Genomic DNA, 15,001 nt, shown 5'->3' on the forward strand with positions numbered 1-15,001 from the left:
TGGGAACTAAAAACTAGCCGGTCGGCAAGTAAGTGTGTTTCGCAGGTAGGGGAGCTTGGACCATGGCGACGACCGCCGACGCGCCACCGCTGGCGCAGCCCGAGCCGCAGCAGCGCAGCGTGCGTGTGGTGCTGTTCGGGTTGATGATCGCGATGCTGCTCGCGATGCTCGACAACATGATCGTGGGCACCGCGATGCCGACGATCGTCGGTGAACTGGGGGGCCTGAACCGCCTGTCCTGGGTGGTCACCGCGTACACCCTCGCGACCGCAGCCTCGACCCCGATCTGGGGAAAACTCGGCGACATGTACGGCCGCAAGGGCGTCTTCATGGCGTCCATCGTGATCTTCCTGATCGGCTCGGCGCTGTCCGGCATGTCCCAGAGCATGGAGCAGCTGATCGCCTTCCGGGCCGTCCAGGGCCTGGGCGCGGGCGGTCTGATGGTCGGCGTGATGGCGATCATCGGTGACCTGATCCCGCCCCGGGAACGCGGCAAGTACCAGGGCATGATCGCCGGCGTGATGGCGGTGGCCATGATCGGCGGCCCGCTGGTCGGCGGCACGATCACCGACAACCTCAGCTGGCGCTGGAGCTTCTACATCAACCTGCCGCTGGGCGCGGTCGCGCTGTTCATGATCTCGGCGGTGCTGCATCTGCCGAAGAAGCGCGTACAGGCCCGGATCGACTACCTCGGCGCCGCGCTGCTCACCACCGGCATCACCTCCCTCGTACTCCTCACGACCTGGGGCGGCAACCAGTACGACTGGGGATCCGGCCAGATCATCGGGCTGGGGGTGCTCGGCGTCGCCTCGCTCGCGGTCTTCCTGTACGTGGAGACGCGGGCCGCGGAGCCGGTGCTGCCGCTGCACATCTTCCGCAGCCGCAACTTCTCGCTGATCTCGCTGGTCGGCTTCCTGGTCGGCTTCGTGATGTTCGGATCGATGACCTTCCTGCCGCTGTTCCAGCAGATCGTGCAGGGCGCCTCGGCGACCAACTCCGGGCTGCTGCTCCTGCCGATGCTGCTGTCGATGATGGTCGTCTCGCTGATCGCGGGCCGGGTGACGACCCAGACCGGCCGGTACAAGGTCTTCCCGATCATCGGCGGCGGCCTGATCACCGTCGGGCTGTATCTGCTGTCCACCATGGACACCGGCACCACCCGCTTCACCTCCGGCCTGTTCATGGCCGTGCTCGGCGCGGGCATGGGCTTCCTGATGCAGATCACCATGCTGATCGCGCAGAACAGCGTCGAGATGAAGGACATGGGCGTCGGCTCCTCGTCCTCGACCCTCTTCCGGACCATCGGCGGCTCGTTCGGCGTCTCTCTCTTCGGTGCGATCTTCACCCACCAGGTGACCGACACCATGTCCTCCCGGGCCGGTGCGGCCGGCTCGGCGATGGCCTCGTCCTCGTCCCAGCTGGACATGGCCGGCCTGGCCAAGCTGCCGCCGGCGGTGAAGGACGCCTATCTGCACGCGGTCGCGACCGGCACCCACCATGTGTTCCTGTGGGGCACGGTGATCAGCGTCGTCGGCTTCGTGGCGGCCTGGTTCGTCAAGGAGATCCCGCTGCGCGGGGCCATGCCCAAGGCGGCCGGGGAGGCCGACGAGGCACCGGTGCCGCTACTCGCCGGGGAGTAGCAGTTCGGCGACGGCGCCGTCGTCGTTGCGCAGCCGCAGGGACGCCCCGAGGACCCGGGCCTGGCCGGCGGCGATGGTCAGGCCCAGGCCGTGGCCGCTGCCGGCCCGGTCGGCGGAGCCGGTACGGAAACGGCTGGGGCCCTCGCGGAGCAGGTCGTCCGGGAAGCCGGGACCGTGGTCACGGACCTCGATGAAGGGGCCGTCCACGGTCACCTCGACCGGGGGCGCGCCGTGCCGGGCCGCGTTGGCCAGCAGATTGGCCAGCACGCGTTCGAGCCGGCGGGGATCGGTGCGCACGACGGCGTCCCCCCGGGTCTCCAGGCGGGCCGCCTCCGTGACCCGGCGGCGTACGAACTCGGCCAGGGCCACCTCCTGCAGATCGGCCTGCTCGGTGGCACCGTCCAGGCGGGCGACCTCCAGGACGTCCTCGATGAGGGTGCGCAGCACCGCGACCCGGTCGCGTACGAGTTCCGAGGGGCGGCCCGGGGGAAGCAGTTCGGCGGCGGTGACCAGGCCGGTGACCGGCGTGCGCAGCTCGTGGGCGATGTCGGCGGTGACCCGGCGCTCGGCCTCCAGACGGCCCGCGAGGGCGTCGGCCATGGCGTCCACCGCCCGGGCCAGCTCGTCGGTCTCGTCCCGCACCCGGGCTCCGATCGCGTCGCGTACGCGTACGTCCGTGGCCCCGTCCGCCACCCGGCCGGCCGCCTCGGCCGCCTTGCGCAGCCGGCGTGAGAGCCGGCCGCCGATGAGGACGCCGAGCGCGGTGCCGCCGACCACCACGGCGGCCGAGCCGACGACCAGCGCCTGGTCGAGGTCCTCCAGCACCGAGAAGGTGTCGGCGAAACGTGAGTTCAGGGACAGGATGCGGCCCCCGGTGAGCGGGGTCTCGGCCCAGATGACCCGCGCGCCGCCGGACCGCTGCTGGACGTAGGTGGCGCGCTTGCCCTCACGGGCGAGGCGCTTGAGGGGTGCGGGCAGCGCGGGGTCGTCCAGCCGGGCGTCGATGGTGAGCCGGCCGGTGGACTCGTAGATCCGCTCGGCGAACTGCACCCGCTCGTTCTGCACATCACGCGAGTTGTCGATCATGCTGGCCCGGGCGGCGTTGTGCACCACCAGACTCAGCACGACCGCGACCAGCGCCGACACCACGGCGATCGACGCGCTCAGTTTCCAGCGCAGCCCGCTCTTGCGCGGGCGCAGCCGCCCCCGTGGGGGACCCGGCGTGCGGACCATCGCGGTCAGGCCCGCAGCTTGTAGCCGAAGCCGCGCACGGTCTCGATCCGGTCCTGGCCGATCTTCGCCCGCAGCCGCTGCACATGGACGTCCACCACCCGGGTGTCGCCGCCCCAGCCGTAGTCCCAGACCCGCTCCAGCAGCCGGTCGCGGGAGAGGACGGTGCCGGGCGCGGCGGAGAACTCCAGCAGCAGCCGCATCTCGGTGGGGGTCAGCGCCACCCGCTCGCCGCCGCGCCGCACCTCCATCGCGTCCGGGTCCAGCTCCACGTCCCCGAAGGACAGCACCGCGCCCGCCGCCTCGCCGTCCCGCTCCGCGGCCGAGGACGTGGCCAGCGTGAAGCGCCGCAGCACCGCCCGGATCCTGGCGGTCAGCACGGCACCGTCGAACGGCTTGGTCACATAGTCGTCGGCGCCCGCCTCCAGGCCCAGGACGACATCGATGGCATCGGCCCGCGCCGACAGCATGATCACCGGCACGGTCGACTCGTCCCGGATCCGACGGCACAGGCTCACCCCGTCCAGGCCCGGCACCATCACGTCGAGCAGCGCCAGATCCGGCCGCCGCGCCCGGAACGCCTCCAGCCCGGCCAGCCCCTCGGGCACGGCGGTGACCCGGAAGCCGTCCCGCTCCAGCGCGAGTGTGGTCGCCTCGCGGATGACGTCGTCGTCCTCCACGAACAGGACGTGCGTCTCAGCCATGGGAGTCCTTGCCGGCGCCGTAGGTGCGATGGGTGGACGAGACCTTCGTGAAGCCGCCGCCCGTCCAGCGGTAGGTGGTGACATCCTCCCCGGAGGGGTTCGACACCGCGTCCTGCGGCTCGTACACCTGGTGGGTGACCTTCAGCCGGCCGCCGGCCGCGCCCGCGACCACGGGCGGCCGCTCGTCGGCGAAGACATTGACATACCGGCCGTGCTCCAGCCGGTAGACGTACGCGCCGACCCCCACCCCGTCGGCGCAGGTCGAGACGTTGACCACGAGGTCGGTGCGGCCCTGGCCGGTCAGATCGGCGCGGCGGTCGCCCACCGGGTAGGCGGAGGCGGAGGCGCCGTCGCACGACTGCAGGCTGTCACGGATGTCCTTGGCGACCTTGGGGTCGTTCCTGACCAGCCGGACGGCCTGCCGGACGCCGGACGCGCCCGCCGCCTGCCCGCTCCTGCCGGTCACGGTGGCCGAGGCGAGCGTGGCGCTGCTCGCGGCGCCCTCCTCGCGCACGCCGCCGGGGTCCACGCAGCCCGCCACCACGACCAGCGCGCCGCACACGACGAACGTGACGACGGCGATCGCCGGGACTACGCCGCGGCGCACACCCACTCGTGCTCCTCCTCAGCCGTCCTCTGCCGCTCCAGTTCGGCCCGCATCCGGGCCAGCGCCCGGTGCAGGGTGCTCTTCACCGTACCCACCGACAGGCCCAGCACATGCGCCGTCTCCCCGGTGCTCAGCTGCCGGTAGTGGCGCAGCAGGACGACCTGCCGCTGCTTGGGGGCGAGCACGGCGAGCGCTTCGAGCAGCATCGCGCGGTCGGCGCGCTGCTCGGCGCCGTCGTCCACGGCGCCCTCGGGGAGGTCCAGGGTCGGCACCTCGTCCAGCTTGCGCTGCCGCCACCACTCGGTGCGGGTGTTGATCATGACGCGGCGCATGTACGCGTCGGCCAGGCGCTTGTCGGCGATGTCCTGCCAGCGCGGGTAGGTGCGGGCCAGCGCCGTCTGGACCAGGTCCTGGGCCTCGATCGGGTCCGGTACCAGGCGGCGGGCGCTGCGCAGCAGGGCGTCCTGGCGGCTGCGCACATAGTCCTCGAAGTCCAGTACCTGGTCGGGCGTCCGGTCGGGCGTGCGACCGGGTGCCTGACCGGGTGCCTGACCGATCGGCCGGCCGATCGCCCTGTGCTGCGCCCTGTGCTGCGCCCTGTCCTGCGCCCTGTCCTGCGCCCGGTCCTGTGCCCGACCGTGTGCCCGGGCTGCTGCCTGGGTGTCCGCCGCCATGAGTGGTCCCTCCGTCCGGTGTCCCCGTGTCGCCGCACCGGTGCGTCGCTGCATCACCCCGTCACGGCAGAGCCGACGCTACGGAGGGGATGTCCGGCTTCTGCGACCACGGACGCACAGCGCCCGCACAGGCGCCCGACGGTTGTGTAACGGAGGGGTGATACCAAACCTAACCGGGCAATCGGTACACACCGTCCGCGATCGGTTCCACCAGCCCGTCCGCCACCAGCCCGTCCAGTGCCCGCGCCCGCTGCACCGGCTCGTCCCACACCTGGTCCAGCGCCGCCTGTTCCACCGGGCCGTGCGCCTCGCGCAGCACCGCCAGCAGCTTCCCGCGCACCTGCCGGTCCGTCCCGGCGTACGTCTGTCCGCGCCGGGGCGGTCCGTCATGCGCGGGTGAGCCCGCGAGCCGCCATGCGCAGCGCGAGGCGATCGGACAGCGCACGCACTCCGGGCTGCGCGCCGTGCACACCAGTGCGCCCAGCTCCATGGTCGCCGCCGCCCAGCGCGCCGCCACCGCGTCCTGCGCGGGCAGCAGTCCGAGCGCCGTCCGGCGCTCGGCGGCCGTCGTGGCCTGCGGTGGATACTGCGTACCGCTCACCGCGCGGGCGAACACCCGGCGGACGTTGGTGTCCAGCACCGCGTGCCGCTGCCCGTACGCGAACGACGCCACAGCGGCCGCCGTGTACTCCCCGATGCCGGGCAGCGCGAGGAGCTGGGCATGGTCGTGCGGGACCGTGCCGCCGTGCAGTTGCGCTATCGCCGTCGCCGCGGCGTGCAGCCGCAGCGCCCGCCTCGGATAGCCGAGCCGGCCCCAGGCGCGGACCGCCTCGCCGGCCGGATCGTCGGCCAGCGCGGCCGGTGTCGGCCAGCGCCGCATCCACTGCTCGTAGACGGGCAGGACACGGCTGACGGGCGTCTGCTGGAGCATGAACTCGCTCACCATCACCCCCCACGGACCGGCGTCGGGGCGCCGCCAGGGGAGATCGCGGGCGTTCTCGTCGAACCAGTCGATCACAGGGGCATGGAGGCCCTCGCCCGTGACCGCTGTGCTGGTGACTGCACTCATGGCTGCACTCATGGCTGTACTCGCGGCTGTAGTCATGGCTCTCCGATCCTTGCACAATGACCCCCAGGACCCGCCCGGACGGATCATTAGGCACATAAGTTGCCTGCGTGTCCCGCGTGGCCCCGGTGGATTCGACGGAAAGCGCATAAGGTTTGCGGGTGGGCTCGATGCGCAATCCCGTGGGACCTCTCCCGTCCTCCATCTACTGGCGGCGACGGGCTGTTGTGGTGTGCCTCGTCGCCCTGCTGGCACTCCTGATCCTCTGGGCCGTCAACTCCGGCGGCGGGGGCGGCAGTGGCAACGGCGCCGACGGCGACAACGGCCACACGCCCGCCCAGTCGATCACCCCGGGCCCCTCGGCCAGCGGGCCGCTCAACAGCGGCCGCCCCGGCGGTTCGGTGGGCGGCGGCAGTGGCGGATCACCCTCCGGCAGCGCCGACACCGGTTCCACGGACGGCGGTTCGAGCGGCGGTACGACCTCGGGCGGATCCAGCACGTCCGGCGCCGACGGCGGTACGACCTCCGGCGGATCCACCTCGGGCGGCGGCAGCGGGCAGCTGCCCGCCGGCTCCGCCCTGCCGGACTGCGCGAGCGGCAGGGTGAGCCTGACGGTGCGCAGCGTCAGCAACACGTACGAGCCCGGCGAGAAGCCCAAGTTCAAACTGACCGCGACCAACTCCGGCGGCACGTCCTGCAAGCTGGACCTGGGCGCGACGGCCGCGGTGTTCACCGTCACCGACGTGGACGACAACCACGTCTGGGCGAACGACGACTGCCCGGCCTCCAAGAGCGCCTACCTGGTGCAGGTCCCGGCCGGCGGCTCGGCCACCTACGTCGTCCAGTGGGGCCGCACCACCAGCTCCCCGCACTGCGCCACGCCCAAGGGCGCCCATGCCCCTACCGGCACCTATCTGGTCGAGGCGAAGCTGCCCGGCTTCGCGGCCGAGCAGACGTCCTTCGTGCTGAAGAACGACTGAGGCGCACTCACTACACGTAACGCTCCAGGATCGAGGACTCCGCCAGCCGGGAGAGGCCCTCGCGGACCGAGCGGGCTCGGGCCTCGCCGACGCCCTCGACGGTCTGGAGGTCGTCGACACTGGCGGCGAGGAGCTTCTGCAGTCCGCCGAAGTGCTCGACGAGCCGCTCGATGATGGTGTTCGGCAGCCGCGGCACCTTGGCGAGCAGCCGGTAGCCGCGCGGGGAAACCGCGGAGTCCAGCGCCTCGGGGGAACCGGCGTAACCCAGCGCCCTCGCCACGGCGGGGAGTTCGAGGAGCTCACCCTGGAAGAGGGTGTCCAGCTCGACCAGCGCCTCGGGGACGGTGCGGCTGCGCTTGGCGGTGGGCTCGGGGACGTAGTCCCGTACGACCAGCTCGCGCTCGGGCTCGACACCCGCGATCAGCTCGTCCAGCTGGAGGGAGAGCAGCCGGCCGTCGGTGCCGAGCTCCACGACGTACTCGGCGATCTCGGTGGCGATACGGCGGACCATCTCCAGGCGCTGCGCGACGGCGGTGACGTCGCGGACCGTCACCAGATCCTCGATCTCCAGGGCGGACAGGGTGCCGGCGACCTCGTCCAGCCGCAGCTTGTACCGCTCCAGGGTGGCCAGGGCCTGGTTGGCGCGGGACAGGATCGCGGCGGAGTCCTCCAGGACCCGGCGCTGGCCGTCCACGTAGAGCGCGATCAGCCGCATCGACTGGCTGACGGAGACCACGGGGAAACCGGTCTGGATGGAGACCCGCTGCGCGGTGCGGTGGCGGGTGCCGGTCTCCTCTGTGGGGATGGAGGCGTCGGGGACCAGCTGGACGCCGGCCCGCACGATCTTGGTGATGTCCTTGTCGAGAATGAGCGCGCCGTCCAGCTTGCACAGCTCGCGCAGGCGCGTGGCGCTGAACTCCACGTCCAGGACGAAGCCGCCGGAGCACAGTGACTCCACCGTCTTGTCGATGCCCAGCACGATGAGCCCGCCGGTGTTGCCGCGCAGGATCCGCTCCAGACCGTCGCGCAGCGACGTGCCCGGGGCGACGGCGCTGAGCGAGGCACGCATCAGCACGTCGCGGCCGGTGCTCCCGCCGGACTTGCCGGGAGCTGTCGCCCGGTCGTTGGCTGCCACTGCACTCCTCCGGTCGTCGGCCGGTCATCGTGATGCCCGGATGGGCGAGACCAGGGCAAAGTTTACCGTCGGAAAGGTCAGGGGCGTGGGGCCCTCTTGGGCAGGACACGCAGAGCATCCCCTATGTCCGTCACTTCCGTCACCTTCATGCCACTGGGGACCCGGCCGGGATCCGGTGGTACGAGGGCGTGCGTGAAGCCCAGCCGGTGCGCCTCCGCGAGCCTGCGCTGCACCCCCGTGACCCTTCTGACCTCGCCCGCGAGGCCCACTTCGCCCACCGCGACCAGGTTCTTGGGCAGCGGGGTGTCGATGGCGGCACTGGCGAGCGCGAGCGCCACGGCGAGATCGGCGGCCGGTTCTGTGAGTTTCACGCCGCCGACCGTGGCCGTGTAGATGTCCTGTTTTCCGATGGACTTGATCCGGCCCCGCTGCTCCAGCACGGCCAGCATCATCGACACCCGGGAGTTCTCCAGGCCGGAGGTCGTACGCCTGGGGGAGGGGATCTGCGTGTCGACGGTCAGGGCCTGGACCTCGGCGACCAGCGGCCGCTTGCCCTCCAGCGTGACGGTCAGGCAGGTGCCCGGCACCGGCTCGTCGCGCCGGGTGAGGAACAGCCCGGAGGGATCGGTCAGGCCGGTGATGCCCTCGTCGTGCAGCTCGAAGCAGCCGACCTCGTCGGTGGCGCCGTAGCGGTTCTTGATGCCCCGGATGAGGCGGAGCCGGGCGTGGCGGTCGCCCTCGAAGGACAGGACGACGTCCACCAGGTGTTCCAGGAGGCGGGGGCCGGCGATGGCGCCGTCCTTCGTGACATGGCCGACGAGCAGCGTCGACATCCCGCGCTCCTTGGAGGCCCTGATCAGCGCGCCCGCCACCTCGCGGACCTGGGCCATGCCGCCCGGCGCGCCGTCGATCTCGGGGGAGGCGACGGTCTGCACGGAGTCCAGCACGAGCAGGGCCGGCTTCACATCGTCCAGGTGGCCCAGGACGGCGGACAGATCCGTCTCCGCGGCCAGGTACAGATGCTCGGAGAGGGCGCCGATGCGGTCGGCGCGCAGCCGCACCTGGGAGGCCGACTCCTCAGCGGTGACATAGAGAGTGCGGCCCTGCGCGCTCGCCGCCTTCGCCGCCACGTCGAGCAGCAGGGTGGACTTGCCGACCCCCGGCTCGCCCGCGAGCAGCACCACGGCGCCCGGCACCAGGCCCCCGCCCAGCACCCGGTCCAGCTCCGGGACGCCGGTGCCGCGCGCCGTCGCCTGCCGCCCGTCCACCTGCCCGATCGGCTTCGCCGGTGTCGTCACCCGCCCGGCCGCCGTGGTCCGGACCGCCGGTGCCGCGCCCTGCTCCTCCACGGTGCCCCAGGCCTGGCACTCGCCGCAGCGGCCCAGCCACTTGACCGCCGTCCACCCGCATTCCGAGCAGCGGTAGGAGGGGCGGTCCTTCGGAGCGGTGCGCGTACGTGTCGCCATGCCCGCACGCTATCGGCTCCCACTGACAACGGCGTCGCTCGTTTGGGCGGGATCGCCACCCGTACGGGTTAAAGGGCCCCGTGACGGCTGAACCCGTACTGGCCGTGGGCCTACCTTCGCCGGGTGATGAGCAGCAGGCCTGAGACCTCCTCGCAGACAACCGGAGCGCACCGCCGGCACCGCGCGCCGGTGCAGCGCATGCGCGGCGACGCGGCAGGGGCGGCCGGGGCGAAGGGGGGCGCGCGCCGGCGCCCCCAGGGAACGCTGCCCGCGCAGCCGCCCGGTCACTACGAGCCGTACCTGGACGGGCTGTTCACGTACTGCCTGTCCGTGCTGTGCGAGCACGACGCGGCGACGGCCGCGCTCGGCGACGTACTGGCCCTGGCCGAACGGCAGCGGGCGCGGCTGCGCAACGCGGAGCTGCGCAGGCCGTGGCTGTACGCGCTGGCGCGGTGGGCGTGTCTGCGGCGGCTGTCGGAGGACGGCCGGCCGGTGAGGGCCAGGACATCGCCCGAGGTGGCGGCCCAGCGGCGGCGCGAGCTGTCGGCGCTGGCCTGGCCGGAGGCGGCGGGGACGACGCCGGAGCAGCGGGAGGCGCTGGAGCTGGCGGTACGGCATCAGCTGGCGCCGCACGAGGTCGCGCATGTGGCCGGGATCGAGCCGGACGCGGCCCGGGCGCTGCTCGCGCAGGCGGCCTGCGAGGTGGAGCGGACCCGGGCGGCGCTGGCCGTGGTGGAGCTGGGCCGCTGCCCGGCGGTGGCCCGGCTGGCCGGGGACACCCAGGTGCTGCTGGGCACGGCCCTGCGGCGCGAACTGGTCACCCATGTCGACGAGTGCCCGGACTGCCGGTTCACCGCGGAGCGGGCGGTGGCGGGCGGCCCGTGGCCGGGGCTGGCGGCCACCACGGCGGAGACGGCCGTCCTGGCGGTGATCGAGGCGCCCCGCCCGGCGGCGTACGCGGCGCTGCTGAACGCCATGCGGGACGGCGCGGGCCGCAGCCGTGAGGGCACCCCGCGCTTCGACCGGCGCGGCTTTCCGATGGGCCTCAAGGACCGCGCCGCCCGGCGGAGCCGGATGCGGCACCGGGCGGTGACCTCGACGGTGGTCGCGGCGGTCGTCGCGGCGCCCGTGCTGGCTCTGTGGGCGGCCTACCACGGGGCCTCGCTCGCCCCCGAGGAGCGGGACGACGGTTCGTTCTCCGCGACCGGACCGGACGGTCCGGACGGCCTGGACGGCGATCCGTACGAGAAGGCCGGATCCGCCGGTTCCGTGAGCCCGGGACAGCGGGGTGGCCGCCACCGGCCGGGGCTGTCGGTGTCCGTGGCCTCGGCCCGCCCCCCGGCGCAGGGCGCCGCCGCCTCCGCGACGAGCGGCGCGTCGTCCTCGCCCCCGGGTGCCGCGTCCCCGGGCAACCGGCCGGGGCGGCTGACCGTCGAGGCCGAGCCGCGCGGCGGCGTCACGGTGATCACGCTGACCGCGAGCGGCGGCTCCGAGGTGCGGTGGACGGCGTCCGGGGCGGCCGACTGGCTCCGGCTCAGCCGGCGCGCCGGCGTGCTGGCGCCCGGGGAGTCGGTGACGATCGCGGTCTCCGTCGACCACCGCGCCGAGCCGTCCGGGCCCTGGCGCGGCCGGATCGTTTTTGCCCCCTCAGGCGCGGTCGTCACCATCGAGGGATCGGGCCCCCCGCAGGCGCAGTCGCCGTCACCCGGTCCGTCCCCGAGCCAGCCGGGCCCCTCCGGTCCCTCCGGCCCCTCCGGCCCGTCCGGCCCCTTGGGGCCGTCCTCCTCGACCGGGGTGTCCATGACGGACCCCGTGGACCCGCCCTACGGCGGCTGAGGCCCGCTGCGCAGGGCCGGACGTCACTCCGCGGCAGGCCCCGGCCGCCGCTGCCGCCCCGGAGCAGCAGGAGCCGCGGGAGCAGCCGGATCCGCCGGGTGCGGCGCCATGGGGAGCAGCGAGGCGAGCCGCTGCTCGCACAGCTCGGCCAGCGCCGCGTACCCCGCCGCGCCCATGAGCTCGGTCAGCTCGGCGCGGTAGGACTCGTAGACCGGCCGGCCCGCGCCGTGGGCGGACGTCGCGCCGGTGCACCACCAGTGGAGGTCGTGACCGCCGGGGCCCCAGCCGCGCCGGTCGTACTCGCCGATGGACACCTGGAGCACCCGGGTGTCGTCGGGCCGGTCGATCCAGTCGTACGTACGCCGGATCGGCAGCTGCCAGCAGACGTCCGGCTTGGTCTCCAGCGGCTCGCGCCCCTCGCGCAGGGCGAGGGTGTGCAGGGCGCAGCCCGCGCCGCCGGGGAAGCCGGGGCGGTTGAGGAAGACGCAGGCGCCCTCGTGGCGCCGGGTCTGGCGCTCGCCCTCGTCATTGACCTCGGCCCATTCCAGGCCGTGGAACTGCCAGGTCTGGGGGGTCAGCCGTTCCGCGTGCGTGGCGACGCGCTTCTCGTCGTCGTCGTCGGAGAAGTGCGCGCCGAGCGTGCAGCAGCCGTCGGAGGCCCGGCCGGCCTCGATCCCCTGGCAGCCGCTGCCGAAGATGCACGTCCAGCGCGAGGTGAGCCAGGTCAGATCGCAGCGGAAGACCTGTTCGTCATCGGCGGGGTCGGGGAATTCCACCCATGCGCGGGGGAAATCCAGCCCTACCTCGTCCGCTTGGCCCTCCGGGCCCGCTGGGCCCTGGGCACCCTGGGGATCCCGGGAGCCCTGGGGATCCTGGAGCCTGTTCGCCTTCTTGGTCTTCGCCACAGAGCCAGGGTAAGCATGTCAAGCCGTACGAGCGCACACCCCGGTTGCCCCGGGGTGCGGCGTGGCGCAGTACCTTTCCGGGCATGAGACTCGGTGTCCTCGACGTGGGTTCGAATACGGTTCATCTGCTGGTCATGGACGCGCATCCCGGCGCGCGCCCGCTGCCGGCCTACTCCCACAAGGCCGAGCTGCGGCTGGCGGAGCTCCTCGACGAGGACGGCGCGATCCGCGAGGACGGTGTGGAGCTCCTGGTCGCCACCGTCGCCGAGGCCCTGGAGGTCGCGGAGGACAAGGGCGTCGAGGACGTGCTGCCCTTCGCCACATCGGCCGTGCGCGAGGCGGCCAACGGTGAGCAGGTGCTGGCCCGGGTCGCGGCCGAGACGGGCGTGACGCTGACCGTGCTGTCCGGCGAGGAGGAGGCGCGGCTGACCTTCCTGGCCGCGCGCCGCTGGTTCGGCTGGTCGCGCGGGCGCCTGCTGCTCCTCGACATCGGCGGCGGCTCCCTGGAAGTCGGCTTCGGCATGGACGAGGACCCGGACGCCGCCCTGTCCCTGCCGCTGGGCGCGGGACGGCTGACCAGCCGCTGGCTGCCGGGCGACCCGCCCTCGGCCGAGGACGTACGCAGCCTGCGCAAGCACGTGCGGGCCGAAATCGGCCGTACGGTCGTGGAGTTCAGCCGACTGGGCCGCCCGGACCACATAGTGGGCACCTCAAAGACCTTCAAGCAGCTGGCCCGGATCGCGGGTGCGGCCCGCTCCGGCGAGGGCCTGTACGTACCGCGCACCCTCACCCGCCGGGCGCTGGAGGAGTGGGTGCCCAGGCTGGCGTCGATGACGGAGGCGGAGCGCGGCGCGCTCCCGGGGGTCTCGGAGGGGCGGGCCCGGCAGCTGCTCGCGGGGGCGCTGGTGGCGGACGCGGCGATGGACCTGTTCGGGGTGCCCGAGCTGGAGGTCTGCCCATGGGCGCTGCGTGAGGGCGTGATCCTGCGCAAGCTCGATCTGATGGTGAACGAGAACAACTGAGTGTTGATCGCGTCACGTCGGCCGGGATCGATACCCCGTCCGGCCGACCGGCCGCCGTACGCTGTTCCCCGTGGATCGACCAGCTGACCCGAAGGCGCCCGACGACGCGAAAGCGTCCGGGCACGCGGTGCGCGTGCCCGACGCCAAGATCGCGCTGTCCACCGCCTCGGTCTACCCGGAGTCGACCGCCACCGCCTTCGAGATCGCGGCCCGGCTCGGCTACGACGGGGTGGAGGTCATGGTCTGGACGGACCCCGTCAGCCAGGACGTCGAGGCGCTGCGCCGGCTGTCGGACTACCACGGGATCCCCGTGCTGGCGGTGCACGCGCCCTGCCTGCTGATCACCCAGCGCGTGTGGTCCACCGACCCGTGGACCAAGCTCCAGCGCGCCCGGGCGGCGGCCGAGAAGCTGGGCGCCTCCACCGTCGTGGTCCATCCGCCCTTCCGGTGGCAGCGCAACTACGCGCGGGACTTCGTCACCGGCATCTGGCGGATGGCGGACGAGACCGACGTGCGCTTCGCCGTCGAGAACATGTACCCCTGGCGCTACCGGGACCGCGAGATGCTCGCGTACGCGCCCGACTGGGACCCCACCAAGGACGACTACCGCCACTTCACCGTCGACCTGTCGCACACCGCCACCGCGCGCAGCACCGCCCTGGAGATGACCGACCGTATGGGCGACCGGCTCGCGCATGTCCATCTGGCCGACGGCTCCGGCTCCGGCAAGGACGAGCACCTCGTCCCCGGGCGCGGCACCCAGCCCTGCGCGGAGCTGCTGGAACGGCTCGCCGCGCGAGGCTTCGACGGCCATGTCGTGATCGAGGTCAACACCCGGCGGGCGATGTCCGCCGCCGAGCGCGAGGCGGATCTCGCGGAGGCGCTCGCCTTCACCCGCCTGCATCTGGCCGCCGCCGCGCAGGTCGGCTGATGCCCGCATCGTCCGCCGCCTCCTCCTCTTCGTCCCCGGGAACCGCCCCCCGGCGCAGGGGCCGCCCCGCCGGTACCCGGGCCGGCGACGCCGGGACCCGCGACCGGATCCTGGCGGAAGCCCGTACGGAGTTCTCCGAGCGGGGCTACGACAAGACCTCCGTCCGCTCCATCGCCAAGGCCGCCGGGGTCGACTCGGCCCTGGTCCACCACTACTTCGGCACCAAGGACCAGATCTTCGCCGCCGCGATCGAGCTGACCTTCGAGCCGGCGCTCGGCGTGCCGGACGTGCTGGCGGCGGGCCCCGAGGGCGTGGGGGAACGGCTGGCCCGTCTCTTCGTCGGCGTCTGGGAGAACCCGGTGAGCCGCGGCCCGCTGCTGGCGATGTTCCGCTCCGCCCTGACCAACGACACCGCGGCCGCGGTGCTGCGCGGCTTCGTGCTGCGGCGGCTGCTGGGACGGGTGGCGGCGGATCTGAAGGTTCCCGACCCCCGGCTGCGGGCCGAACTCGCCGCCTCCCAGATGATCGGCATCGCCGTACTGCGCTACGTGGTGAAGGTCGAACCGCTGGCCTCGGCGGACGTGGAGGACATCGTGCGGATGGTGGCCCCCACCCTCCAGCGCTATCTGACCGACGCCGCCGACGGCGACGCCGACGCCGACGCCGACGCTGCCGGCGGCGGCGCCTGAGACACACACATCGTCCGCAGGGTGGACCTGATGTCCGGAATGCGGACTGCGGGTCTGGGGTGCACGACCAGGGCGTAACCTCGAAGACTCCAAGATGGAATCGTAGGGAGTGGTCC

At 73.0% G+C, this 15,001-nt stretch carries 14 protein-coding genes; 6 read left to right on the plus strand and 8 right to left on the minus strand.

What is annotated here, in order from left to right; all coding sequences use genetic code 11:
• Positions 1–62: 62 nt before the first annotated feature.
• The gene (locus RWE79_RS22365; protein ID WP_475941842.1) at positions 63–1,640 is read left to right on the plus strand and encodes an MDR family MFS transporter; all 1,578 of its coding nucleotides are present in this window, start codon (positions 63–65) and stop codon (positions 1,638–1,640) included.
• Here RWE79_RS22365 and RWE79_RS22370 read toward each other — a convergent pair.
• The 5 genes from RWE79_RS22370 to RWE79_RS22390 form a co-directional block, all read right to left on the minus strand.
• Positions 1,623–2,873: a sensor histidine kinase gene (locus RWE79_RS22370; RefSeq protein ID WP_475941843.1), complete on the minus strand. Its 1,251-nt coding sequence runs from the start codon at positions 2,871–2,873 to the stop codon at positions 1,623–1,625. The genes RWE79_RS22365 and RWE79_RS22370 overlap by 18 nt on opposite strands.
• A 5-nt stretch (positions 2,874–2,878) precedes the next feature.
• Positions 2,879–3,574, minus strand: a complete 696-nt coding sequence (gene cseB, locus RWE79_RS22375) for a two-component system response regulator CseB (RefSeq protein ID WP_475941844.1) — start codon at positions 3,572–3,574, stop codon at positions 2,879–2,881.
• On the minus strand, positions 3,567–4,181 hold the full coding sequence (locus RWE79_RS22380; RefSeq protein ID WP_475941845.1) for a hypothetical protein: 615 nt from the start codon (positions 4,179–4,181) through the stop codon (positions 3,567–3,569). Before RWE79_RS22380 ends, cseB begins: the two co-directional genes overlap by 8 nt.
• On the minus strand, positions 4,166–4,738 hold the full coding sequence (locus RWE79_RS22385; protein ID WP_475946012.1) for a SigE family RNA polymerase sigma factor: 573 nt from the start codon (positions 4,736–4,738) through the stop codon (positions 4,166–4,168). Before RWE79_RS22385 ends, RWE79_RS22380 begins: the two co-directional genes overlap by 16 nt.
• Positions 4,739–5,024: 286 nt before the next feature.
• On the minus strand, positions 5,025–5,924 hold the full coding sequence (locus tag RWE79_RS22390; protein WP_475941846.1) for an HhH-GPD family protein: 900 nt from the start codon (positions 5,922–5,924) through the stop codon (positions 5,025–5,027).
• Between the two features lie 167 nt (positions 5,925–6,091).
• Here RWE79_RS22390 and RWE79_RS22395 point away from each other — a divergent pair, with 167 nt between their 5' ends.
• Positions 6,092–6,901, plus strand: a complete 810-nt coding sequence (locus RWE79_RS22395; protein ID WP_475941847.1) for a hypothetical protein — start codon at positions 6,092–6,094, stop codon at positions 6,899–6,901.
• Between the two features lie 10 nt (positions 6,902–6,911).
• On the opposite strand, the gene disA is transcribed toward RWE79_RS22395, so the two are convergent.
• Positions 6,912–8,036 (minus strand): DNA integrity scanning diadenylate cyclase DisA, encoded by a 1,125-nt coding sequence (gene disA / locus RWE79_RS22400; protein WP_475941848.1) that lies wholly within the window; start codon positions 8,034–8,036, stop codon positions 6,912–6,914.
• 77 nt (positions 8,037–8,113) lie between these two features.
• The gene (gene radA / locus RWE79_RS22405) at positions 8,114–9,502 is read right to left on the minus strand and encodes a DNA repair protein RadA (RefSeq protein WP_475941849.1); all 1,389 of its coding nucleotides are present in this window, start codon (positions 9,500–9,502) and stop codon (positions 8,114–8,116) included.
• A gap of 126 nt (positions 9,503–9,628) precedes the next feature.
• Here radA and RWE79_RS22410 point away from each other — a divergent pair, with 126 nt between their 5' ends.
• A complete protein-coding gene (locus RWE79_RS22410) occupies positions 9,629–11,338 on the plus strand; it encodes a BACON domain-containing protein (RefSeq protein WP_475941850.1) in 1,710 nt (569 codons plus the stop codon).
• Between the two features lie 23 nt (positions 11,339–11,361).
• Here RWE79_RS22410 and RWE79_RS22415 read toward each other — a convergent pair whose 3' ends face one another.
• Positions 11,362–12,243, minus strand: coding sequence for a DUF3109 family protein (locus tag RWE79_RS22415; RefSeq protein ID WP_475941851.1), 882 nt, complete (start codon positions 12,241–12,243; stop codon positions 11,362–11,364).
• Between the two features lie 83 nt (positions 12,244–12,326).
• Between RWE79_RS22415 and RWE79_RS22420 the strand changes: the two genes are divergently transcribed.
• The 3 genes from RWE79_RS22420 (at position 12,327) to RWE79_RS22430 (ending at position 14,885) form a co-directional block, all read left to right on the plus strand.
• Positions 12,327–13,265 (plus strand): Ppx/GppA family phosphatase, encoded by a 939-nt coding sequence (locus RWE79_RS22420; protein ID WP_475941852.1) that lies wholly within the window; start codon positions 12,327–12,329, stop codon positions 13,263–13,265.
• Between the two features lie 127 nt (positions 13,266–13,392).
• Positions 13,393–14,196, plus strand: coding sequence for a sugar phosphate isomerase/epimerase family protein (locus RWE79_RS22425; RefSeq protein ID WP_475946015.1), 804 nt, complete (start codon positions 13,393–13,395; stop codon positions 14,194–14,196).
• A complete protein-coding gene (locus tag RWE79_RS22430; protein WP_475941853.1) occupies positions 14,196–14,885 on the plus strand; it encodes a TetR/AcrR family transcriptional regulator in 690 nt (229 codons plus the stop codon). The genes RWE79_RS22425 and RWE79_RS22430 overlap by 1 nt, the downstream gene beginning before the upstream one ends.
• Positions 14,886–15,001: the final 116 nt, after the last annotated feature.

Source organism: Streptomyces sp. RLA131, assembly GCF_056270125.1.

What these genes read in the sequence shown, in the direction of transcription:
- RWE79_RS22365 (WP_475941842.1), top strand. Translation starts at nt 63, where the DNA reads ATGGCGACGACCGCCGACGCGCCACCGCTGGCGCAGCCCGAGCCGCAG.
- RWE79_RS22370 (WP_475941843.1), bottom strand. Translation starts at nt 2,873, where the DNA reads ATGGTCCGCACGCCGGGTCCCCCACGGGGGCGGCTGCGCCCGCGCAAG.
- cseB (WP_475941844.1), bottom strand. Translation starts at nt 3,574, where the DNA reads ATGGCTGAGACGCACGTCCTGTTCGTGGAGGACGACGACGTCATCCGC.
- RWE79_RS22390 (WP_475941846.1), bottom strand. Translation starts at nt 5,924, where the DNA reads ATGAGTGCAGTCACCAGCACAGCGGTCACGGGCGAGGGCCTCCATGCC.
- RWE79_RS22395 (WP_475941847.1), top strand. Translation starts at nt 6,092, where the DNA reads ATGCGCAATCCCGTGGGACCTCTCCCGTCCTCCATCTACTGGCGGCGA.
- radA (WP_475941849.1), bottom strand. Translation starts at nt 9,502, where the DNA reads ATGGCGACACGTACGCGCACCGCTCCGAAGGACCGCCCCTCCTACCGC.
- RWE79_RS22410 (WP_475941850.1), top strand. Translation starts at nt 9,629, where the DNA reads ATGAGCAGCAGGCCTGAGACCTCCTCGCAGACAACCGGAGCGCACCGC.
- RWE79_RS22420 (WP_475941852.1), top strand. Translation starts at nt 12,327, where the DNA reads ATGAGACTCGGTGTCCTCGACGTGGGTTCGAATACGGTTCATCTGCTG.
- RWE79_RS22430 (WP_475941853.1), top strand. Translation starts at nt 14,196, where the DNA reads ATGCCCGCATCGTCCGCCGCCTCCTCCTCTTCGTCCCCGGGAACCGCC.